22 protein-coding genes are annotated in these 21,344 nt (G+C 51.5%); 13 read left to right on the top strand and 9 right to left on the bottom strand.

Annotated features, from left to right (window positions below):
- The first annotated feature begins 94 nt into the window (after positions 1-94).
- The gene (locus IPK01_04650) at positions 95-358 is read left to right on the top strand and encodes a hypothetical protein (GenBank protein MBK7932783.1); all 264 of its coding nucleotides are present in this window, start codon (positions 95-97) and stop codon (positions 356-358) included.
- A gap of 146 nt (positions 359-504) precedes the next feature.
- Here IPK01_04650 and IPK01_04645 read toward each other — a convergent pair whose 3' ends face one another.
- From IPK01_04645 to truB, 4 genes are all read right to left on the bottom strand, one after another.
- Positions 505-1,260 carry an aminotransferase class IV gene (locus IPK01_04645; protein MBK7932782.1) on the bottom strand — a complete coding sequence of 252 codons (756 nt, stop codon included), beginning with the start codon at positions 1,258-1,260 and terminating at the stop codon, positions 505-507.
- On the bottom strand, positions 1,260-1,643 hold the full coding sequence (locus IPK01_04640) for a hypothetical protein (GenBank protein MBK7932781.1): 384 nt from the start codon (positions 1,641-1,643) through the stop codon (positions 1,260-1,262). The genes IPK01_04645 and IPK01_04640 overlap by 1 nt, the downstream gene beginning before the upstream one ends.
- An 85-nt stretch (positions 1,644-1,728) precedes the next feature.
- On the bottom strand, positions 1,729-2,730 hold the full coding sequence (locus IPK01_04635) for an alpha/beta hydrolase (protein MBK7932780.1): 1,002 nt from the start codon (positions 2,728-2,730) through the stop codon (positions 1,729-1,731).
- A gap of 21 nt (positions 2,731-2,751) precedes the next feature.
- Positions 2,752-3,663, bottom strand: coding sequence for a tRNA pseudouridine(55) synthase TruB (gene truB, locus IPK01_04630; protein ID MBK7932779.1), 912 nt, complete (start codon positions 3,661-3,663; stop codon positions 2,752-2,754).
- A gap of 82 nt (positions 3,664-3,745) precedes the next feature.
- Between truB and IPK01_04625 the strand changes: the two genes are divergently transcribed.
- From IPK01_04625 to IPK01_04590, 8 genes are all read left to right on the top strand, one after another.
- A complete protein-coding gene (locus IPK01_04625) occupies positions 3,746-4,297 on the top strand; it encodes a RecX family transcriptional regulator (protein ID MBK7932778.1) in 552 nt (183 codons plus the stop codon).
- The gene (locus IPK01_04620) at positions 4,278-4,643 is read left to right on the top strand and encodes a n-acetylglutamate synthase (GenBank protein ID MBK7932777.1); all 366 of its coding nucleotides are present in this window, start codon (positions 4,278-4,280) and stop codon (positions 4,641-4,643) included. The genes IPK01_04625 and IPK01_04620 overlap by 20 nt, the downstream gene beginning before the upstream one ends.
- A gap of 125 nt (positions 4,644-4,768) precedes the next feature.
- On the top strand, positions 4,769-5,287 hold the full coding sequence (locus IPK01_04615) for a fasciclin domain-containing protein (protein ID MBK7932776.1): 519 nt from the start codon (positions 4,769-4,771) through the stop codon (positions 5,285-5,287).
- Between the two features lie 238 nt (positions 5,288-5,525).
- On the top strand, positions 5,526-6,098 hold the full coding sequence (gene msrB, locus IPK01_04610; GenBank protein ID MBK7932775.1) for a peptide-methionine (R)-S-oxide reductase MsrB: 573 nt from the start codon (positions 5,526-5,528) through the stop codon (positions 6,096-6,098).
- 118 nt (positions 6,099-6,216) lie between these two features.
- Positions 6,217-7,059 carry a hypothetical protein gene (locus tag IPK01_04605; protein MBK7932774.1) on the top strand — a complete coding sequence of 281 codons (843 nt, stop codon included), beginning with the start codon at positions 6,217-6,219 and terminating at the stop codon, positions 7,057-7,059.
- 15 nt (positions 7,060-7,074) lie between these two features.
- On the top strand, positions 7,075-7,695 hold the full coding sequence (locus IPK01_04600; protein ID MBK7932773.1) for a response regulator transcription factor: 621 nt from the start codon (positions 7,075-7,077) through the stop codon (positions 7,693-7,695).
- Positions 7,692-8,324, top strand: a complete 633-nt coding sequence (locus IPK01_04595) for a class I SAM-dependent methyltransferase (protein ID MBK7932772.1) — start codon at positions 7,692-7,694, stop codon at positions 8,322-8,324. The genes IPK01_04600 and IPK01_04595 overlap by 4 nt, the downstream gene beginning before the upstream one ends.
- 153 nt (positions 8,325-8,477) lie before the next feature.
- Entirely contained in the window at positions 8,478-9,353 is an 876-nt protein-coding gene (locus tag IPK01_04590; GenBank protein MBK7932771.1) for a pirin family protein, read from the top strand.
- A 32-nt stretch (positions 9,354-9,385) separates the two neighbouring features.
- Here the strand turns inward: IPK01_04590 and thrA are convergent, their stop codons facing one another.
- Together thrA and thrC are read right to left on the bottom strand one after the other, a co-directional pair.
- Positions 9,386-11,827 carry a bifunctional aspartate kinase/homoserine dehydrogenase I gene (gene thrA, locus IPK01_04585; protein ID MBK7932770.1) on the bottom strand — a complete coding sequence of 814 codons (2,442 nt, stop codon included), beginning with the start codon at positions 11,825-11,827 and terminating at the stop codon, positions 9,386-9,388.
- On the bottom strand, positions 11,824-13,116 hold the full coding sequence (gene thrC / locus IPK01_04580) for a threonine synthase (protein MBK7932769.1): 1,293 nt from the start codon (positions 13,114-13,116) through the stop codon (positions 11,824-11,826). Before thrC ends, thrA begins: the two co-directional genes overlap by 4 nt.
- A 57-nt stretch (positions 13,117-13,173) precedes the next feature.
- On the opposite strand from thrC, the gene IPK01_04575 reads away from it, so the two are divergent.
- Complete coding sequence (locus tag IPK01_04575; GenBank protein MBK7932768.1) at positions 13,174-14,091, top strand: homoserine kinase; 918 nt, start codon at positions 13,174-13,176, stop codon at positions 14,089-14,091.
- Between the two features lie 54 nt (positions 14,092-14,145).
- On the top strand, positions 14,146-16,401 hold the full coding sequence (clpA, locus tag IPK01_04570; GenBank protein ID MBK7932767.1) for an ATP-dependent Clp protease ATP-binding subunit ClpA: 2,256 nt from the start codon (positions 14,146-14,148) through the stop codon (positions 16,399-16,401).
- A gap of 66 nt (positions 16,402-16,467) precedes the next feature.
- On the opposite strand, the gene IPK01_04565 is transcribed toward clpA, so the two are convergent.
- Positions 16,468-17,046, bottom strand: a complete 579-nt coding sequence (locus tag IPK01_04565) for a hypothetical protein (protein ID MBK7932766.1) — start codon at positions 17,044-17,046, stop codon at positions 16,468-16,470.
- Between the two features lie 230 nt (positions 17,047-17,276).
- Between IPK01_04565 and IPK01_04560 the strand changes: the two genes are divergently transcribed.
- Positions 17,277-17,936: a hypothetical protein gene (locus tag IPK01_04560; protein ID MBK7932765.1), complete on the top strand. Its 660-nt coding sequence runs from the start codon at positions 17,277-17,279 to the stop codon at positions 17,934-17,936.
- A gap of 34 nt (positions 17,937-17,970) precedes the next feature.
- Here the strand turns inward: IPK01_04560 and IPK01_04555 are convergent, their stop codons facing one another.
- Positions 17,971-19,056 (bottom strand): phosphodiester glycosidase family protein, encoded by a 1,086-nt coding sequence (locus IPK01_04555; GenBank protein ID MBK7932764.1) that lies wholly within the window; start codon positions 19,054-19,056, stop codon positions 17,971-17,973.
- Positions 19,057-19,193: 137 nt separating this feature from the next.
- On the opposite strand from IPK01_04555, the gene IPK01_04550 reads away from it, so the two are divergent.
- The gene (locus IPK01_04550) at positions 19,194-20,570 is read left to right on the top strand and encodes a deoxyribodipyrimidine photo-lyase (protein MBK7932763.1); all 1,377 of its coding nucleotides are present in this window, start codon (positions 19,194-19,196) and stop codon (positions 20,568-20,570) included.
- A 96-nt stretch (positions 20,571-20,666) separates the two neighbouring features.
- Here IPK01_04550 and IPK01_04545 read toward each other — a convergent pair whose 3' ends face one another.
- Entirely contained in the window at positions 20,667-21,335 is a 669-nt protein-coding gene (locus IPK01_04545) for a GNAT family N-acetyltransferase (GenBank protein MBK7932762.1), read from the bottom strand.
- Between the last annotated feature and the right edge of the window lie 9 nt (positions 21,336-21,344).

Genomic DNA, 21,344 nt, shown 5'->3' with positions numbered 1-21,344 from the left:
AGAGACTCGACAAAATCGCGCTAAATGTGTCAGAATTCCTATTCAATTAATAAACTATTATTGAAGCAGCAGTATAAGGAGACTTGTAATTTAGATGTCAGAAGAAGCAGTACAGGCCGCTGAGGCACCCGTAGAAGAGGTTGCCGCAGCGACAACGGAAAAAACAGAAGCGGTTGCGGCAGCACCTGTCGTTGAAGAAACACCGGCAGAACCCGAAGACGTTTCTTATCAGGCTGTCGAAAAAGACGGCTCGGTAACGGCGATCTGGGAAATGCAGGGGCAAAAACACCTCCGCACCATCGACCCTCGTTCAAACGAAGGTAAACAGATCCTCGCCCTGTTCGAAACCGCCGCGTAAGATCGTTTCGCTTCGAATTTCGCGAACAGACACGAACACCGCTTCGCGCTGTTCGTGTTTTTTAGCGCCTTCCACGCAACTAGTAACTCCTAACTAACAACTACTAACTGAACCGATTGGATTCCTTCTTGTTAAGTTAATAGTTGTTAGTTCAAAGTTAGTAGCTTTGTGATCTGATGAGGCGGATTTGGGAGTTTGCACCTTTCAAATTCGTCGACCGCGACGATACCGAGGCCGGCGGATGTCAGATATATCGCATCGGCGAGATCCAATTCTTCAATTCCCGCTTCGACCTCGCTGCAATCGAGATTTTCGAGTATAAATTCCCGCGTAGTTCCTGCGAGGCAGCCGGTCGCAAGGCTCGGCGTATACAAAACTCCATCTTTTAGCCAAAACACATTCGCCATCGCTGCGGATGTGACCTCGGCGCGTTCGTTAATGCGAACTGCTTCGTGAAAACCGCGATTCTTTGCCTCCTCAGCAGCCATCAAATTCTCAAGATAATTACACGATTTGATGCCCGCGAGCGGCGAAAATGTGTTGAGACGATACGGCGACGCCGTAATTCTGAACTTCGACGGCAGCGGACGCCTCTCCCCAACCAATATCCACATCGTCGTGTTCTGTTCGGTTTCGGTGGGCCAAATATTTCCGGATCGCTGATCTACAAGCGTGATCCGAGCCCGGCCATCTGAAACGCCGCTCGAGGCAATTTCTTGCTTTAATGCCTCGAAAACTCTCGTCTCTGAGAATTCAGAAAGATCGATACCGACCTTTCCCGAATCTCGCCCAAGCCTAGTCCAATGCTTGTCCCAAAACAACGGTTCTTCGCGAGCGATGCGAATCGTGGTGAACACGCCCTTGCCGTAAAGTAAAATGTTGCTCGGTGGTGGTAATAACACTAGCTGAGGTTAAGGCTGACCGCTTCGTCGTTGTCTGACAAAGACGAACCAAACACAATTGATCTAATGAGTAAGAAAAGAAAGATGATCGTCGGCAAAAAGTGAGCGAATGCCGCAAAGACTACCCAACCGGCACCCATCTGCCACATCTTCTGAAAGTCAGTAGGCCGAGCGCCGCCGGATTCAGTCATCCGGCCTATGATCATGATCGAACTAACGATCAAGTTGAAACAGATCAGCGAAGAAAAGAGTATTTTTGCAAGAAACGACCTAAGGTCAACAGCTAGAATGGCCATTAGCGGAAAATAGATTCCAACGAACTCAACAAAAAGGAAAAGTAGGAACCAGATGAAGTTTCCGTGTCCGCCTCCCGTGATCATCATCGTCCACATACCATACACCACAGCGAAAAGCAGACCAATAGCTCCAGCGATAATCCTTTTTACGGTTAATGAAGGCATTTTTAGACTATGGTGCCATTTGGATACCTTCGTGATCTTCCCGTGAGATTCGTCCTTTTTTGTCGTGACAAAACTCGCTCACGAGTTCGGTAAATATCTCGCTCTTTTCTTCCTGCGGGACGTGGCCGCAGTCTTTTAGGATCACAAAGCGGGAATTTAGAATCTCTTTGTGGAGTTTGTAGCCGTTTTTGATCGGGATGACGGTGTCCGAGTCGCCCCAAATGATCAATGTCGGTTGGTTGATGAGATGAGCGTCCTGTTCGAGACGGTCGGCGCTCCAGTTGCGCGAAGTGGCGAGGACCGAGCGGTGGCCGTCAGCGGCACGAAGCGGCCGGCGGATCGATTCGATACGGTCGTTGGTGATCATCGCGTGATTGGCCTTAGCGAGCGTGCCTCGCATACGCATTCGCAGGAAAGCTTTGGAATCAAGCAGAAATGGAGTCAGGGTCTCGCCAACGCCGGGCAGGGATGCGAGTTTTAACAGCGGGTGATCTTTCGGTTCGTCATTACAGACGGCGTCGACGAGGACGAGTTTTTCGACCGACTCGGCATTATCAAGCGTAAGGTTCAACGCCACCGCACCGCCATAAGAACTGCCGACAATCGTTGCTTTGCCGATACCAAGGCGGTTCATAAACCGCGACACCATCCTTGCCTGCGACTGGATCGAGTAATCAAACCACGACGGCTTCTCAGAATATCCAAACCCGAGCAGATCGACCGCGATGACATGAAAACCCTCTCCAGCGAGCATCGGAGCCACAGTTTTCCATACGTAAACCGACGCCGTGTAGCCGTGGATCAGGACCATCGCCGGTTTTGCAGCGTCGCCAAATTCCTGATAATGTACGCGGGTTCCGTCGACATTTATAAAGTGCGAATGCTCGGAATGCATGACCTTGTCCGAGACATCGTCCCAGTTTACCGTCGCGTCGCGCGTCAGCAATTTGACCGCAACCGCCGCTCCGACCGCACCGCCAAACGCTAATGCCAGATTTCGTTTTTTCATATTCAAATCTCTGCCGACAGTTTATACCAAAACGACCTTTGGCTGTATAACATTTTCCGCCGCGTCAAAAAATCCGATCGCGATGAGTTGGCCCGCCGCATCGACCATCTGGATCGGCTGGTCGTTGTTGAATTCTGTATCGAATACTCGCGTCGAGAGCCCGTTTTGCGTTTTGTTGATTCGATCATCGGGAATCATGAATTTCGCGAGATGCGAAACGGCGTCGTTCATCGGTATCAGAGCCACAGCCGGATCTTCGAGACCGGCGAGTTCTTCGAGCGAAATGCTCTGAGGAAGCGAGAATTTTCCGGCTGCGGTCCGCCGAAGTTCGGCGAGATGTGCGCCCACGCCGAGCTTTCTTCCAATGTCTTCGGCGAGCGTGCGGATGTAGGTTCCCGCGCTACATCGAACGCGCATACAGATCGTGTCTGCTTCGCCAACTGATCCGCCCGCTACCGCAGGTGCTTCTGACATGGAGAGTTCGTGAATCGTGACCGCAACAGGTTTGCGTTCGACCGTCTCGCCCTTTCGGGCAAGCTCGTACAGCTTTTTGCCGTCTATCTTTTTTGCCGAATACATCGGCGGCGTTTGCACTATCTCGCCACTAAATCTCGGCAACACAGCTGCTATCTCTTCAACTCTTAGTTCTCCGCTTCTCCGCTTCTCCCCTTCTCCCTTTCTTTCCCCAGTCCGGTCGCCGGTTTCGGTCTCAAACCCGAACCTCACGACCGCCTCATAATCCTTCGTGTCCTTATCCAGAAACTGAGCAAGCCGTGTCGCCTGGCCGACAAGGATGACCATTACGCCGGTCGCAAACGGATCGAGCGTTCCGGTGTGACCGACTCGTTTTGTGTGCAAGATGCGTCGAACGCGCGACACTACATCATGCGAAGTGATGCCTGCCGGTTTGTCGATGATGAGAATGCCGTTCACACTATTGATTCTAGTTCAGCGGCAAGGCAATGCGCGACCTCGATTGCATTTCACGTACTAACCAACGGAAAATAGGTTCTTCATGCGACGACGATACACAAAGATCGAGGAAGGCGACCGAAAGGTCTCTGACGTTGAGCGTTCGCGTGAGCGGACGATGAATCGCGCAGTAAAGCTGCTTGCCGCCAAACCGCGTTCGGTCCGTGAGCTTCGGGAACGGTTGTTAGAAAAACTGTGGACCAACGAAGAGATCGTCGATTGCGTGATCGAAAAGCTCAAAGAGTATAAATACCTCGACGACGAACAATTTGCCCGCGACACAGCACTCTCAAAGCTTCGCCAAAAACCGCAAGGCAAACGCCGTTTGCAGCAGTCGATGTCGCAGAAAAAGCTCGATAAAGATGTTGTCCGGAGCGCGATCGTCGAAGCGTTTGAGAAAATGCCTGAGGAAGATCTGATAGATGTCGCGATCGCGAAACGTCTTCGTTTAAAGGGCAAACCGGGAACGCGCGAGGACACAAAGAAATTCTACGACCATCTGCTGCGGCAAGGATTCGGTTTTGATCTGATCAGCGAGAAAATGGCATCGATAGCGAAGCGAGGGAGCGAGGACGATGAGCAAGATCAATTATGACGGCCGTAAGTTCGGGGCGGTCCAAAATTCTGCAACCGGCGAGGTCGGAGCCGAGACGGTCTTTCATTACCAACAGTCCGGCAACATTGTCACAGCCGTTTACAATGGAGGCGACATCATCTCGGGCCATCTTATCGCGTTCTGCGATGCCGAAGGCGGACTCGAAATGCGGTATCACCATATCAATCGGAGCAGTGAACTGATGACGGGGATCTGCAATTCGACGCCCGAGATCCTTACCGACGGCCGCATTCGTTTGCATGAAAAATGGCAATGGACGAGCGGCGATATGTCGTACGGCGAATCGATCCTTGAAGAAATTCCCAACCCGAACCAGCCTCGCTGAGATACTACTCCTCAAAAAAACTACGATTTCTTTGAATCCGAAAAATCACTGTTCGCGAAAACCTCACCAAAGGGACATAAAAGCCTTTTGATAAAAATTTACAAGAACAAGGGAGATATTCGGTTATGAAATCATTTTTTGCATTAGTTGTTTTAGCGTTAGGAGTTAGTTTTGGTGCGTCTGCTGCTTCGGCTCAAGACAAGACGATCGTCGGCATCGCTGCCGGTTCGTCTGCCCACACCACATTAGTTGCCGCAGTTTCGGCTGCAGGTTTGGTCGATACGCTCAATGGAACGGGACCGTTCACTGTCTTTGCTCCGGTAAACGGTGCCTTTGACAAGCTTCCGGCCGGAACGGTAGCTACGCTTCTCAAACCTGAGAACAAGGCAATGCTTACCAAGATCCTTACTTATCACGTTGTCGCGGGCAACCTAGATTCAAAGGCAGTCGCAAAAGCGATCAAGAAAGGCAACGGAACGGCCGTACTTACAACCGTCTCGGGCGGAAAGCTTTCGGCAATGATGGAAGGCACAAACGTCGTCTTGATGGACGAAAAAGGCGGCAAGTCGATCATCACCGCAGTTGACCTGAAAGGTTCGAACGGCGTGATCCACGTCATCGATACAATTGTAATGCCGAACTAACTGCTGCAAGCTTCGTTTGATGATCTGAGGCAAAAATTTCAAGTATCGGTCGGATGCAAGTTTCTGGAGGGGTACTTGTTGAAAGCCGGTAGGGTAAAGTCCTCAGATCATCAGACGATCTAAACAATTCAATTCCAAGCCACTGGGCCGCGTCGGCCGATAGAAGTTTCTTAGAAATAATTTATATACTTAATGCACCGATGCTCTCTGCAAGGTGCATTTTTTTTTGGAGACGGCAATGACACTCAAGCTCGTTTTACCTTTACTCGCATTGATCGCAATTTCTTCTGCGGCTTTCGTTACCGCACCTGTTCAGCCCGCGATCGCATCATCTATCCGCACAATCCCGACGCCGACCAAAAAGTCAGCGGTCAAGACGATCGCGGAGATCACGTTCGTTGAGGGGGAATTTGATGGCGTTGTCATTGCTCGAAGCGAGGCCGAATGGAAAAAGCTGCTTTCGCCGAACGCATACTATGTTCTTCGAAAGGAAGGCACAGAACGAGCCTATACCGGAGCCCTGACCGACAATAAGAAAAAGGGTACGTATTACTGTGCGGCTTGCGGGCTCGCCCTTTTCAGTTCCGCCGCAAAGTATGATTCGGAGACCGGATGGCCCAGCTTTTTCGAGCCGATCTTCAAAAAGAACGTCACCGAAAAGGCGGACAATCTGCTTTCCGAAGAACGCATCGAAGTCGAATGTGCACGGTGCGGCTCACACCTCGGGCATGTATTTGACGATGGCCCGGAACCGACAGGTTTGCGTTACTGCATGAATTCGGTGGCCTTAAAGTTCAAGGAATCGAAATAATCGTTTTTATTGACTAAACGCGAGTGCGAAAGAGCGTGCTAAGTTGGCGATCTGCCAAGGCACGCCGGTTCGCACTTGCGTTTCCTACGTTTCGCGTCGCTGTGTTAGATTTACTGTTATGACAGGAAACGAGATCAGAGCGAGATTTCTTGAGTATTTTGAGCGCTGCGGACACAAGATCGTCCATTCATCGCCGCTGCTGCCGGCTGATGACCCGACGCTGTTATTTACCAACGCGGGCATGAATCAATTTAAGGATGTATTTCTCGGCAACGAGAAACGCGAATATACGCAGGCGGTCTCCTCTCAGAAATGCATCCGTGCCGGCGGTAAGCACAATGATCTGGACGAGGTCGGCAAAACGGCGAGGCATCACACGTTTTTCGAAATGCTCGGCAATTTTTCGTTCGGAGACTACTTTAAGAAAGAGGCGATCGAGTATGCCTGGGATTTTCTCGTTAACGAGCTCAAGCTCGACGAATCGCGGCTGTGGTTCTCTGTCTTCGAGGGCGATGATGAGGTTGGGTCTGATGACGAAGCCCGTTCGTTGTGGGAAGCGGCTGGGGCGAAACCCGAACGTATCCTAGGCTATGGCCGAAAAGATAATTTTTGGCAGATGGGCGATACGGGGCCGTGCGGGCCTTGCTCCGAGATCCATTACTACATGGGCGACGATCCGGACGATCCGGCAAAAAATCACCCAAAATGGGTCAACGGCGAAGGCGATACGACCATGGAGATATGGAACCTCGTTTTCATGCAGTACAACCGCACGCAGAACGAAGACGGCACATTTACAATGACGCCGCTGCCCGCTCCGTCGGTCGACACCGGTATGGGCCTCGAGCGGATCACCGCTGTGATGCAGCGTGTTAAGACCAATTACGATACCGACCTGATCAGGCCGATCGTTGAGTTTGCGGCTTCTCTGTCAGAAGCACCTGCCGACGCGCATGGTTGAAGCTTGGAGAATGACTTGATCAAGTTACTACTCATCGAAAACCAGCCTCTCACGCGCCTCGGCATTAATTCGGTCATCGGCGGCGAAGCTGATATCGAGATCGTCGGTGAGACCGACGCTGCGGCCGACGGTTTTCGCCGGTTTCGTGAATTGTCTCCGGACGTGACGATATTAGGGCTGCGTTTTCCTGATTCGTGCTCGATCGATGACCTTGATGATTATTTTGCCGAGCGGCCGAAAGCGAAGATCATTGTCCTCGCTGAACACGCCGGTGATGGAGAAATTTCACGTGCACTTAAGAAAGGTGCCGCAGGATATATCTGCAAAGACGTGTCGCCGGGCGAACTGCTTACTGCCATTCGAACCGTCGCCGCGGGTAAAAAGTATATTCCGGACGATATTGCACAGATACTCAGCGAACACATCGGCCAGGAAGAACTCACAGACGCCGAAACAAACGTCCTCCGGATGGTCGTCGGCGGTATGTCGAACAAAGAGATCGCCTTTGCACTCGACAAGTCCGAGAATACGATAAAAACCCACGTTCAAAATATCTTTGGCAAGATCGGTGTTTCCGACCGGACGTCGGCAGCCACCACGGCAATAAAACGCGGTTTGGTAAGAGTAGATCTATGATATTTACAGAAGAGATCATTGAATACGCAGAACGGTTTACTTCCGACGAGAGCCCTGTCCTGAGTTCACTGCGCGAACATTGCTATGCCAATTTCGAAGACAAGGCGATGCTGTCGGGATTTGTCCAAGGTCGTTTGTTGGCGATGTTCACACACATGATCAAGCCGCAGGTCGTACTCGAGATAGGTACCTATCTTGGCTACTCGGCACTGTGTTTTGCCGAAGGCCTAGCCGACGGCGGTAAGGTAATTACATTAGATATACAGGAAGACACCAACGCCGTCGCGCGCTCGTTCGTCGAAAAGAGTGAGTTTCACGACCGCATCGAGTTTCACCTTGGTTTTGCGACCGACATCATACCGACGCTCGAAGAGACGTTCGATCTTGTATTCATCGACGCCGACAAACCGAACTATTCGCATTATTACGATCTCGTTTTCGACAAAGTGAGGTCCGGCGGCTTCATAATTGCTGACAACGTCCTCTGGAGCGGCCATGTCCTCGAAGACGAAAAGGACGAGAACACTCAGGCCCTGCACGAATATAATCAAAAGATCCTTGCGGACGACCGCGTCGAAAATATTCTCTTGCCGATCCGCGATGGATTGATGGTGTCGAGAAAAAGGTAACAATATTGGCATCTGCACAGTGTCGCCGTTCACCTAAAAGTATTAGGTTTTCGTAACCACAATTGCCGATGTATTGCACCTGAGTTGGGTGTAGACTTTCCTTATGTAACGACGCGGATCGCGTCAACACAAGGAGAACTTATGAAAGCGAAAATGTCTGCTGTTACCAAAAAGGTTGAAAAGATCGTCGCCCCGCCGCCTAAACATTGGGTTGGTGACGGATTTGACGTACACGGATTCTTTCCCCACGGGCCTCTGACCGGAGCGAGGATGAGCCCTTTCTTCTTGCTCGATTACAATGCTCTGACTAACTTTCCGCCGCGTGAAGAACCGTTTGGCGTCGGGCCCCATCCGCATCGTGGGTTTGAGACGGTGACGATCGCATACAAAGGTAAGGTTGCGCATCACGACAGCCGCGGCAACGGCGGCGTGATCGGCGAAGGCGACGTTCAGTGGATGACGGCCGGCAGCGGGCTGCTCCACAAGGAATATCACGAACAGGAATACAACCGTCAGGGCGGACCATTCCAAATGGTACAGCTTTGGGTCAATCTGCCTGCAAAGGACAAGATGACCGAGCCGAAATATCAGGCGATCACTAACGCCGAGATGGGACGTGTCGCACTCGAGAGCGGCGGCGAGGTCGAGATAATTGCGGGTGAGTTCGCTGGTGTAAAAGGACCGGCGACGACGTTTTCACCGGTGCATCTTTACAACCTAAAGATAAAAAAAGGTGAAAGAGTCGAACTTGATCATCCCGATGGATACACGACAGCGATACTGGCTATCCAAGGCTCGGCAAAGTTCAATGGAACCGAAACGTTGCCGACCAACCATCTTGCCCTATTCGAACGCGACGGTGAGCACATTACCGTCGACGCGATCGAAGACAGCGTTCTGCTGGTCATGAGCGGCGAACCTTTGAACGAACCGATCGCCCAATACGGACCATTCCTAATGAACACCAAAGAGGAGATCGCCCAGGCGATGCGTGATTATCAGATGGGGAAATTCGGCCAATTGGATTGAGGATCAGGGCCGCTTCAGCGGCCCCCTTTTCGTTACCGGGCCGCACGAATAATGTCGGCAAAAACTCCGGCCGCCGTCACGTCTGCTCCGGCTCCGGCTCCCTTTATTACAAGCGGCTGTTCGCTGTACCGATTTGTATAAAAGAGAACGGCATTGTCCTTGCCCGACAGGTTGGCAAAGTTGTGGTCGGGACCGATCGATTGCAGTCCGACAGCAGCCTTGCCGTCATTGAACGATGCGATATATTTGAGCTTCAGGCCTTGAGCGTGAGCATTGTCGAGCAGGTTGCGGAAATGAGGCTCTTGTCTTTCCATCTCGGCATAAAAATCATCGACATCTCCGGCCATGCATGATTCGGGCAAGAATGCTGTGTTCGCGATGTCCACCATTTCGATGCGATGTCCGGCCTCGCGGGCGAGGATCAGGATCTTTCGGGCGACATCAGTTCCGCTCAGGTCGAGCCGCGGATCCGGTTCGGTGTAACCTTCGTTCTGAGCTTGCCGGACGACCTCGGCAAATTTGCATGTGCCGTCGTAGTTGTTGAAAACAAAATTGAGTGTGCCCGAGAGCACGGCTTCGATACGGTTCACACGGTCGCCGCTTCTTAATAGATCGTTAAGTGTATTGATGACCGGCAACCCGGCACCGACATTTGTTTCGAAGAAAAAGTTTGTGCCGAATTCCCGTGCCGTGCCTTTCAAACTTGAGTATTTCTCGTATTCCGACGAAGCGGCGACCTTGTTGCAGGCGATGACTGAAATACTTTTCGCCAGAAGTTTGCCATAGACGCCAACAACATCCGAACTCGCGGTGACATCGACGAACACTGAATTACGCAGGTTCTGTTCAATGATCGAATCTGCAAAGTCCGTGATTTTCATCGCCGGAGCAGCGGCGAGGCTGTCTTTATATTCGGAGAGGTCAATGCCTTCTTCGGCAAGCAAGGCTTGTCTGCTATTCGCTATTCCAACGACTCGAACGTTCAATCTCAGTTCGTCCGAAAGGTGTTGATGCTGTGCACGGAGTTGATCTATCAAACGGCTGCCGACCGTTCCGACGCCGGCAATGAAAATGTTGATCTGCTTATTGCCATCCGAGAAAAACTCTTCGTGCAGTGTGTTGACGGCCTTTCGCACATCTTTTGATGAGATGATAGCCGAGATGTTACGTTCGCTGGAGCCCTGAGCAATGGCGTGAATATTGATGCCATTGTTGCCCAACGTAGTGAACATTTTGCCGCTGACGCCGGTGTGTTCCTTCATGTTATCGCCGACGAGTGCGAGTATCGAAAAGCCGTTTTCGACGCCCAGCGGTTCTATTCGGCCGACGGCTATCTCGTATTCAAATTCCCGATCAACGGCTTGTTTCGCTTCACTCGCAAATTTGTCTTCTATCGCAACGCAGATCGAGTGTTCGGAAGAACTCTGAGTTATAAGAATGACGTTGATCGAAGCACGCGAAAGCGCGTCGAACAAACGCTTTGAAAAGCCGGGAATCCCGACCATTCCGCTTCCCTCGAGGCTGAGGACAGTGATCTTGTCGATGCTTGTGATGCCGCGGATCATCCCTGATTTTGCGGCAGATTCCGATTCGATCAGAGTGCCGTGATCATCGGGTTCGAATGTATTCTTGACAAGGATCGGAATGCCCTTGGCCATTACCGGCTGGATCGTCGGCGGATAGATGACCTTGGCACCAAAGTGCGACAACTCCATCGCTTCGCGATATGTAATGTGTGAAATTTGTCTCACGTTTCGAACAAACCGCGGATCTGCGGTCATCATTCCCGAAACATCGGTCCAGATCTCCAGTACGTCCGCGTCGATCGCGGCTGCGATGATCGCCGCCGTATAGTCAGAGCCTCCGCGTCCGAGAGTGGTTGTATATCCGGCTGAGTCCGACGAAATAAAGCCCGGAAAAATGTGAAGGCCGATGGACGATTGATCAAGGTGTCCTTTGATGCGCTTGTTGGTTTCAGCGAAATCGACTGTCGCAAATCCGTGGCCCGAATCAGTGCGGATCAGTAAACGGCTGTCTGTCCATTCGTTATCTATGCCGTCAACGGCGAGTTTGGCGGCAACAATTTTCGACGCGACGATCTCGCCAAAACTGAGGATACGATCAAGCGTCTTGGGCGAGAGTTCGCGGATCAGTCGGACACCTTCACAAAGGTCTTCGAGTTCCTTAACAGTTGTCTCTATGAAATCTGCGATAGAGAAACGGTCACCGTCGCTAAAAAGCTCGCGTATCGCGGCAACATGCCTTTCGCCAATGTTGCTAAGGATCTCGATATATCCGTCATGGCCTCGTTCGGCGGATCGGCCGACTTCGATCAGTGAGTCGGTTGTACCCTGCATCGCCGAAAGCACGACCGCGCACGGACCGTCAGCTCGCGTACGTCGGATTATATTGACTACTTGTTCTATTGTTTCGGAGCTGCCCACGGACGACCCGCCGAATTTAAGGACCTTCATATTTTGGACAAAAGAATATCTTTCACTTGAGAGTAATCGTTGTCGATCTCGATGCTTTGCTTTTCTCTCAACATCAGGCTAACGACCGATGCCGGTACATCACCTTGGGTGCCAATTATTTGATCTACCGAATCGAATTTTACTGGATGAGCAGTTTCAAGGAAAATGCCCCGCAAGTCGCGATGTCGATTCAGATAGTCCGCAAGAGCGCGATAGCCGACTGCTCCGTGCGGATCAAGAATGTAATTACATTGTGCGAAAACGTCACGCATCGTCGAGCTAGTTATTTCGTCAGTGATACTAACGGATTCTAGTCCCTCGCTTAGATCAACAAATTTGTTGTCGAATATCTCAAGAATCCGAACAAAATTGCTTGGCGACCCGACGTCCATCGCATTTGACAACGTGGCGACCGATCGACGTGGTTCATAATGTTCGGTGCGCAAATATCTCGGAACGACATCATTTGCATTGCACGCAGCAATGAACTTATTGACAGGCAATCCAGATATCTGAGCCAAAATGCCCGATGCGAGATTACCGAAGTTTCCGCTGGGCACCGAGATCACCGGCGGTTCGCCGCTCCATTGTTTTAGAGCGTAAAAATAATAGAACTGCTGAGGCAGCCAGCGGGCAACGTTGATCGAATTGGCCGAGGTGAGGTTAACCTTCGATTGGATATCTCCATCCGAAAGTGCCTGTTTTGCGAGTGCTTGACAATCGTCGAAGTTACCTCGTAGTTCCAATGTAGTTACATTTCCGCCAAGTGTCGTAAGCTGCAATTCCTGAACTTTGCTTACCTTGCCTTTTGGATACAAGATCACGACTTCGATTCCCTCGACACCGTGAAATCCAGCCGCGACCGCCCCGCCCGTATCACCTGAAGTTGCGACCACGACGACGGTCTTTTCCTTATTGTCCTTTGAAAAATACCGCAGACATCGGCTCATGAACCTCGCCCCGATATCCTTGAATGCGAGCGTCGGTCCATGAAACAATTCGAGCGTCGAGATGCGATCGGTGATCTCCACAAGCGGAAAGGCGAAATCTACTGTTTCCCTGCAGATATCGAAAAGCTTTTCGTCAGGTATCTCTCCACCGACAAACGGTCGAATTACCTCGAACGCGATCTGCTCGTTGGATCGATCATACATTCCGGAGACAAAGTCCGGCGCGAGTTTAGGGATCTCCGATGGAAAATACAGACCTTTGTCGCTCGGCTGTCCAGCGAGTACGGCCTCGCAAAATGAGGCATGAGCCGAGGTTCGGTTTGTGCTAAAGTAGTGCATCTATTGATGAAGATCTCAAGCACTAAATGATATACGGCTTGGACAATTTCACGAAATATGGACGAAGTAAGGGTGTTATCGCCCGCAACAGTATCAAACGTCGTATGCGGTTTTGATTGTCTCGGTTTTGCGTTGAGCGAGCCGTATGACGAGATGACCGTGCGAATGATCGACACCTGCGAGGTGCGGATCGTGCATCACGATGAATTTGGACTTTCGACCGTGGCCGAAAGAAATGTGGCGGGCGTTGCGTTGCTGGCATTTATTGATGCGGCCGAGATCGAACACGGATTTGAAGTCGAAATAACCAAGAGTATCAAGCCGGGAAGTGGTATCGGATCTAGTGCTGCCAGCGCGTGCGGGGCCGTTGTGGCTGCAAACAGGCTTATCGGTGATCGATTCACCAATCTCGAACTGGTCGAGATCGCCATGGCCGGCGAGATGCTGGCGTCGGGTTCGCGGCATGCTGACAATCTGGCCCCTTGTATCTTCGGCGGTTTTACCCTGGTGCGATCGACCGAACCGTTAGACATTGTCGAGCTCGAATTTCCACCTCTTTTTGCAACGGTCATACATCCTCAGATCGAGATAAGGACCAGCGAAGCCCGTGCGATCTTGCCGAAGCAGGTGCCGCTAAAGGAAGCGGTCCGTAACTGGAGCAATCTTGGCTCGCTCGTTGCAGCACTTGCGAAGGGTGATCTCGGACTCATCTCACGCTCGATGGTCGATACGATCATCGAACCCGTTCGCAGCTCGCTGATTCCGAAATTCGACGAGGTCAAATCCACAAGTCTCGCCGCCGGAGCACTCGGCGGAGGTATATCGGGTTCCGGGCCATCAATGTTCATGATCAGCGAAACAGCAAAAACAGCCGAAGCCGTGGCAGCGGCAATGAGATCCGTGTACGCCGCAACAGGTCTTGATTTCAACATCTATGTGTCGCAGATACATCCTGAAGGTGTTCGGTTTATCTAAGTTGTGACAACAATTTATTTTCATTCCGGCGAAAACTGTTAAGATATTTAAAAGATGTTGACGAGAGAATTAGAAGAAACTTTAAGCTTTGCGGTTGATGAGGCGGTACGTCATCGGCACGAGTTTGTCACGCTTGAGCATTTGCTGTTTGCTCTCCTCGAGGACGCAGCGGCACGTGAGATCTTGTTCAATTGCGGGGCTGAGATCGATGAGATCGGACGTGCATTGCAGGAATATTTTGAAAAGACGCTCGAGAAAATGCCGGAGGGTGTCAAATCGATGCCTGAGCTGACCTCTACGTTTCAATCGACGATCTCGTATGCGGTACTGCAGGCTGAGGGCAGCGGCCAACCGGCCGTTGACGGCGGAAACATTTTGGCGTCAATGTATCAGGCTGAGCAATCCTATGCCGTATATTTGCTATTGCAGCAGGGCGTTTCGCGGCTCGACATTTTGAATTACATTTCGCACGGAATCTCAAAGGTCGATTTCGGCGAGCATCTACCGGACGGAATTGAAGACGACGACGAATTTGACGGTGGGCCAATGGGCGGCGGGCAATCACGCAAAAAACCGCTTGAGAGCTTTACGGTCGAACTCGTCGCCAAGGCCGCGGCCGGTCAGATCGACCCGATCGTCGGACGCTCGGCCGAGATCGAGCGGACCATTCAGGTGCTATGCCGACGAAAGAAAAACAATCCGTTGTATGTTGGCGAGCCCGGCGTTGGTAAGACCGCGTTGGCCGAGGGCCTCGCGCTCAAGATCAGCAACGGCGAAGTGCCCGAGGTGCTGCAAGGTGCCAAGATCTTTGCTCTCGACATGGGTGCGGTGCTTGCCGGAACGCGGTATCGCGGCGATTTTGAGCAGCGGTTCAAAGCGATCATCAACGAACTGAAAGAGCACGAAAACGCCATTCTTTTCATCGACGAGATCCATACGATCGTCGGTGCCGGAGCCGTTTCCGGCGGTTCGATGGACGCCTCGAATATATTGAAACCAGCTCTTGCCGACGGCGCGTTGCGATGTATCGGTTCGACGACCCATGCCGAATATAAAGCCGCTTTTGACCGCGACCGGGCACTCGCACGCCGCTTTCAAAAGATAGAGATCAATGAGCCAACAGTTGAGGAAACCTACGAGATCCTAAAGGGCCTAAAGCGTTTTTACGAACAATATCACGGCGTGAAGTACAGTAACGAGTCGCTCCACACGGCATCCGAACTTGCCGGTAAATACATCAACGACCGTTTCTTGCCTGACAAGGCGATCGACGTCATCGACGAGGTCGGGGCATCCGTAAAATTGCTGCCTGCCAGCCGCAGGCCCAAGAAGGTCAGTGTGCAGATGGTCGAAAATACCATCGCCCGTATGGCAAAGATTCCGCCGAAAACCGTTGTCGCAGACGAGAAACAGAGGCTCAAGACGCTTCGGGACGATATTAAGAAGGCGATCTTTGGCCAGGACGAAGCGATCGATGCGATCGTCGACGCGATCCAGATCTCGCGCGCCGGGCTTGGTGCACAAACCAAACCTGTCGGATCGTTCCTGTTCTCAGGGCCGACGGGCGTCGGAAAGACCGAGGTTTCAAAACAGCTTGCCGAAATTCTCGGTGTCGAGTTCCTGCGTTTCGATATGAGCGAATATGCCGAGCCTCATACGGTCTCGCGTCTGATAGGTGCTCCTCCGGGATATGTCGGGTTCGATCAAGGCGGATTGCTGACCGAGGCGATCATGCGGACGCCGCATGCCGTGTTGGTTCTCGACGAGATCGAAAAGGCTCATCCGAACCTTTTCAATCTGCTGCTCCAGGTGATGGATTCTGCGACGTTGACCGACAACAACGGCAAAAAGGCCGACTTTCGAAATGTCATACTGATAATGACAACGAACGCCGGTGCCCGCGAACTGTCATCCGGCGGCATGGGATTCCGCAATTCCGCCGATACCAAAGGCAACGCCAAAGGCGTGATCGAGCGAACGTTCACTCCGGAGTTTCGGAATCGTCTCGACGCATGGGTACCCTTCAAACCGCTTGATCTGGAGGTCATTAAGCTGATCGTCGATAAATTTATCAACGAACTTAACGGCCAGCTTGCCGAAAAACGAGTGCTGGTCAAGCTCACCGAACAGGCACGCGAATGGCTAGCCAAAAACGGCTTTGATGCCCGCTACGGTGCCCGGCCGATGTCACGACTCATTCACGAAATGATCAAACAGCCGCTCGCAAACGAAATACTCTTTGGCAAGCTTACCGATGGCGGCAGTGCCTTGGTCGATGAGAAAGAAGGCGACCTGGTCTTAGCCATTTAGCGTTTGAGAAAATAGTGAAAAAGAGCCCGCCGGCTGTCCGACGGGCTCTTGTTATGCTCGATCGAGCTATTTCTTTGCAGCGATCTTTGCGGTAAAGCTGCCTTTCACGTTCTTATCGCCGTCCGTTACGTCAATAGTGCCGCTGATCGAGTCGGCCGTGACCGACTTTACTTCGACCTGGCCGGTGATCTTGGATTGGCTAGATTGTGCGTCAAAACTTGTGTTCACCTCTTTACCGTCAGCAAATGTCGAAACGATCAACGAATCGACTTTCATGAATTTGCTGCCGGCGTCCGCCTTATAGATCCCCGGTTTTAAGTCTGTCTGGCGATCAGTACCTTCTTCACCAACCAAATGAAGGGCCACTCGTACCTGATCTGCCGCAGTCAACGGCTTTCGCATCGTTATCGGGCTAGTGGGATCCATTTCGTAATTAGCCAAATAGACGTCAAACGAAGTAGCCGTGGTGATCTTCCCGTTAATATCAGTGAAGGTCTTTACCGATCGGTAGGTTCCGTCGGTTTTGACCACGAGACTTGTATCTTTGCCTCCGACCTTGATATCCACTTTGGCTCCGCCTCCGGCACCGCCTCCGCAGGCAAGGCTAAACATAGCCAGCACTGCCGACATCATAAATCGCTTCATAATATTCATCCTCCTAAGATATTTTTTCAGCAATAGTAACTCAATTCGCCATGTTTTCCGAATCGAATGTACGGTTCACCCGACCTCAAAACGGTTGACCGGTCGCAGGTCGTTCAATCGGATCATCCGCTTTGTGATTGAAATGGCGACGTCGTGTGTGTTAAACTTTGTTTATAATACTCTAGCGGCGCACAGTATTGAGGCCAGATTGGCAAAAAGGAGATCTTATAATGAGAGACATTCCATTTCGAAAGGTTTTCGCCGCCGCTTTATTGCTCGTTACCTGGTATATCTCCACGGGATCGGCGCAGGAAACGAGAACGAAGATGCCGGAACTCAGCGTCGCCGGATTGACGCTCGGTGACCGCGATTCAGGTAAGAAGTTTCTCGGCATTTATCAGCCGCGAACCGACGAAGGCGGGCTGCCGAAGTACTATTTTTACAACGGCCGCGGAACTACCGTGATGAAGGTGACCGCAGCCTCGGTCGAAGATCCGTATTTCGTTACTGAGATCGAGGTTTTTGGTGTCGGCGAATCTTATCAGGAGCGGCACTTCTTTCTAAAGGACATTGGCCATTTCGTAACCGAATCGGGAATATTCATCGGATTCCGGCAAACCGGCAAAGGCCTTGCGTTGGCATTGATCGTCGGTGTTCCGAACGTCGGCCGCAGCAACATGATCGGACCGAAAGATGTGATCAAACGTAAGGGCGAACCCGATGGCCAATCCGTAAATGATAAAGAAACGATATTCAACTACGGCGGCCAATCGGTGAAGATCGGAGATGTTGACTATAAATATTCTGCGTATTACCGATTTTATAAACGCGAATTGAAGCGATTTATCTTTAGGATAGAGCCGCAGACCAAGCCGGAAATTGCCAAGTAAAAATAGTATGTAGACGCGTAGTCGAGGCTCGCTCTTATTTCTTTTTGGTCCTGAGCGTCACAAGGATCGCGTCACTCACCTTTCGTTCACCTTCTTTGTCAGACGGTTTATTTACGACCTTTCCATCCACAAACATCGTCGTCGAGCCGCCGCCGTCAAGATTCATCGCGTCGGTCGCGCCGAGACTAAGTAGATATTCCGCGAGGTCCGGCAAACCGATCCCGCCGCTCGCCTCGCTCCGGCCATCAACCGTAATCATCAAAAACTTGCCATCCTTGAGCTTCGCCACCGCCGTGCGCGGATGCCGCGTCTCGACAAACGATTTGGAAGTCTTTTCCTGCTCCCATGTGATGTCTACACGGCCATTTTTGATTAGCCGCGGAACGCCGGCGACGGCATCTTGAACAAAGCTGATTGGCAACGGTACCGGCTCGCCTTCAACGGGAGTCGGACCTGAAGCGAGGACCACTCGCTGGTTTCTTTTCAATTTCAACAGCTCGGCTCGATATTTTCCTGATGCCGACAGCACAAAGCCATTTTCTGGTATGTTCGAGTTGCCCACTAGATTCCCAATTTCAACAACTTTGTCCTTAACGAATTTGACCTCCAAACCCACGCCGCTTGTAAGAGTGGTTCGATGAAATTCAGGCGTGAAAAGCACCAGGTCTTCTGCATTCCGTTCGCGATTGGCACCTAGAATCGAAATTCTCTCGTTTTTGCCGAATATCAGAAATCCGCGATACTCAAATCGATAGAATGCTGCCTCAGTCGTTTCCGGCCCATTGTAAAGTACCAGAGCAGTTCGACCAGCTGTAGGCTCACTGAGCAATTTGCTCCGACTCATTAATAGCCCCGCCGCGTCACCCGCCCAAATACTCGTATCCAACCTAAAAAACCCCGCATTTATCGCCGCAAACGCGCCGTGGCGTGTGGCGATGGATGAGGTTTTTTCGGTGCCGATTGCGGCATCCATGGCGTGGTGGACGTCGAGGCAAACCTTGGTGAGGTCGAGGCGGAGGAGGTTCATATTAACCGACTTACCGCTGATCTCTTTGGTCACCTCGGCGTACTCGACGCCGGGTTTGAGGGTTTTGAAATCCTGGGCGGGGATTTTAACCACATAGAAACATAGGGAACATAGGAAAACCAAAAACGCACATCGGACGAATGTTAAATAAGTGTCAATAAACGGTTTGTGCAGCATATCTATGTGGCCTATGTATCTATGTGGTCAATAATTCCTATAATACGGTATCTATGAGGATCAACGAAAGAGTTATTCAGCTAAACGACAGGCCTGTGAACACCGATGCTCGGTACGTTTTGTATTGGATGCAGATGTATAAGCGTGTGGACAATAACCATGCTCTGATCTACGCGATCCGGCGGGCGAATGAGCTGAAATTGCCGCTGGTCGTGTATGAGGGCCTGAAATATTACTACCCGTGGGCGTCAGATCGTCTGCATATGTTCATTTTAGAGGGCGTTGAGGAAAAACGGCTTGAGTTTGAACGGCTTGGGATCCGTTATGTCTTTTATTTGCAGAAAGAAGCCGATTCGCCAAAGAACACGGTCGCCGCTCTCGCTAAGGATGCCGCGTTGATCGTCACCGACGATTTCCCGTGCTTTGTCATTCCCGAACACAACCGCCGCATCGCCGAACGTGCTGAGATCCCGGTCTTCGCCGTCGATTCGAACGGCATCATCCCGATGTCGAAATTCGACAAAGAAGAATACGCCGCATATACGATCAGGCCGAAGATCAACAAATTGCTCGACCGATACCTAAAACCGATGCCTTACGAAACGATCGATACTCCGAGCTTTGGCCTTGAGGTCGATTGTCCTGAGACGGTCGTGACTACCGACAACATCATGTCGCTCGTCGCGGCATGCGGCATCGACCACAGCGTCTCTCCAAGCGAGGTTTATCACGGCGGGACGATAGAGGGGCGGAAACGTTTGAAGAAATTTGTCGAAGAGATATTACCCGATTACGACAAGGCCCGGAGCAAACCCGACCGCGACGGTTCTTCACGGCTGTCATCGTATCTGCATTTTGGCTATTTGTCGCCGCTTGAGATCGCACTCGCGGTTCGTGATGCGGACGCACCGCAAGAATCGATCGATGCGTATTTGGAAGAGCTGATCGTCCGACGTGAGCTGTCGTTTAACATGACGCGGTTTAACGACAAATATGATTCGCTCGATGCACTGCCGGCCTGGGTGCAGAAGACCATGCGAGAACACGCAGACGACGAACGAACGCATCTCTATTCACTGGAACAATTAGAAAACGGCAAGACGCACGACGAACTGTGGAACGCCGCCCAGCGTGAGATGGTCGCGACCGGCGAGATGCATAATTACGTACGGATGCTGTGGGGCAAAAACGTCATTGCGTGGTCGCCTTCGTATGAAGTGGCCTTCGAAACGCTCGTCCATCTCAACAACAAATACTGCCTCGACGGCCGCAACCCCAATTCCTACTGCGGCATTCTCTGGTGCTTTGGCAAACACGACCGCGCGTGGTTCGAACGGCCGGTCTTCGGCCTGATCCGTTACATGGCAAGCGGCAGCACGGGGAAGAAATTCGATTCGAAAAAATATATTGAGTGGACAAAAACGCTTTAAGAATTTTTGCCGCAGATCAACGCGGATATCGCAGATCAGAACCGATTTTTTAGCTTCTTTATCCGTGTCATCTGCGTAAATCTGCGACAAAATCTCCTACTCATACTTGAGCGGCAACCAGTTTCCATTCCAATCGAAAGCCTCGATGGCGGAGAAACGCTTTTTGTAGTCGTAGAATGACGAGCCTTCGTAGGCGTAGCCGTGATAGTAGAGATCGAAATCGAGATCGCCCGCGTATTCCATGACCTTTAACATCGTGAAAATGCCGAGGCTTCGGCTTGTTTCTTCGGGATCGAAACAGCCATAGATCGCCGAGACCGATCGTTCGGCAAGGTCGAAAAAGCTGATTGCAACAAGTCTTTCGTCGTCGCGAACAGTAATTTGTAACAGCTCGGTCGGCGAACTCTCGGCGTCGCGGGCGATGAAATCGTAGATCGTATTCGGGATGCCGGTTTTGAAACGGCGCTTGTGCCGCTCGAAGAGTTCGTGGACCTCAGTCGTGATGTTAGCGGGGCCGATCGACACTTCAAGGCCAGCGTTGCGGCGAAGAACGCGGCGTTGGCTTTTTGACATCGTAAAGTCGGCAAGCCTGATCCTCAAAGGAATGACACGCCGGGTCTCGTCCTCATATATCCCGAAATTGTAACGAAAAAAGTGCGAGCCAAAATGCCGCCAGGCGTCCGCGAGCAAATGGTCATACTGTTCGGGAGTTACGTCGGTCGCATCAAATTCTTCGTTTATGAATTGCAGCCGGTCGAATATCATGGTCGTGTG

This window comes from Acidobacteriota bacterium, from assembly GCA_016713675.1.
Classification (GTDB): Bacteria; Acidobacteriota; Blastocatellia; order Pyrinomonadales; family Pyrinomonadaceae; genus OLB17.
This window is presented reverse-complemented; position numbering and strand designations above follow the sequence as displayed.

Excerpts from the sequence above, each read along its gene's own strand:
- IPK01_04565 (MBK7932766.1), bottom strand. The coding sequence starts at position 17,046 with ATGAAGCGATTTATGATGTCGGCAGTGCTGGCTATGTTTAGCCTTGCC.
- thrC (MBK7932769.1), bottom strand. The coding sequence starts at position 13,116 with ATGCACTACTTTAGCACAAACCGAACCTCGGCTCATGCCTCATTTTGC.
- IPK01_04590 (MBK7932771.1), top strand. The coding sequence starts at position 8,478 with ATGTCTGCTGTTACCAAAAAGGTTGAAAAGATCGTCGCCCCGCCGCCT.
- clpA (MBK7932767.1), top strand. The coding sequence starts at position 14,146 with ATGTTGACGAGAGAATTAGAAGAAACTTTAAGCTTTGCGGTTGATGAG.
- IPK01_04550 (MBK7932763.1), top strand. The coding sequence starts at position 19,194 with ATGAGGATCAACGAAAGAGTTATTCAGCTAAACGACAGGCCTGTGAAC.
- IPK01_04620 (MBK7932777.1), top strand. The coding sequence starts at position 4,278 with ATGAGCAAGATCAATTATGACGGCCGTAAGTTCGGGGCGGTCCAAAAT.
- IPK01_04625 (MBK7932778.1), top strand. The coding sequence starts at position 3,746 with ATGCGACGACGATACACAAAGATCGAGGAAGGCGACCGAAAGGTCTCT.
- IPK01_04635 (MBK7932780.1), bottom strand. The coding sequence starts at position 2,730 with ATGAAAAAACGAAATCTGGCATTAGCGTTTGGCGGTGCGGTCGGAGCG.
- IPK01_04575 (MBK7932768.1), top strand. The coding sequence starts at position 13,174 with ATGGACGAAGTAAGGGTGTTATCGCCCGCAACAGTATCAAACGTCGTA.
- IPK01_04560 (MBK7932765.1), top strand. The coding sequence starts at position 17,277 with ATGAGAGACATTCCATTTCGAAAGGTTTTCGCCGCCGCTTTATTGCTC.
- IPK01_04605 (MBK7932774.1), top strand. The coding sequence starts at position 6,217 with ATGACAGGAAACGAGATCAGAGCGAGATTTCTTGAGTATTTTGAGCGC.
- IPK01_04595 (MBK7932772.1), top strand. The coding sequence starts at position 7,692 with ATGATATTTACAGAAGAGATCATTGAATACGCAGAACGGTTTACTTCC.
- msrB (MBK7932775.1), top strand. The coding sequence starts at position 5,526 with ATGACACTCAAGCTCGTTTTACCTTTACTCGCATTGATCGCAATTTCT.
- IPK01_04640 (MBK7932781.1), bottom strand. The coding sequence starts at position 1,643 with ATGATGATCACGGGAGGCGGACACGGAAACTTCATCTGGTTCCTACTT.
- IPK01_04650 (MBK7932783.1), top strand. The coding sequence starts at position 95 with ATGTCAGAAGAAGCAGTACAGGCCGCTGAGGCACCCGTAGAAGAGGTT.
- thrA (MBK7932770.1), bottom strand. The coding sequence starts at position 11,827 with ATGAAGGTCCTTAAATTCGGCGGGTCGTCCGTGGGCAGCTCCGAAACA.
- IPK01_04615 (MBK7932776.1), top strand. The coding sequence starts at position 4,769 with ATGAAATCATTTTTTGCATTAGTTGTTTTAGCGTTAGGAGTTAGTTTT.
- IPK01_04545 (MBK7932762.1), bottom strand. The coding sequence starts at position 21,335 with ATGATATTCGACCGGCTGCAATTCATAAACGAAGAATTTGATGCGACC.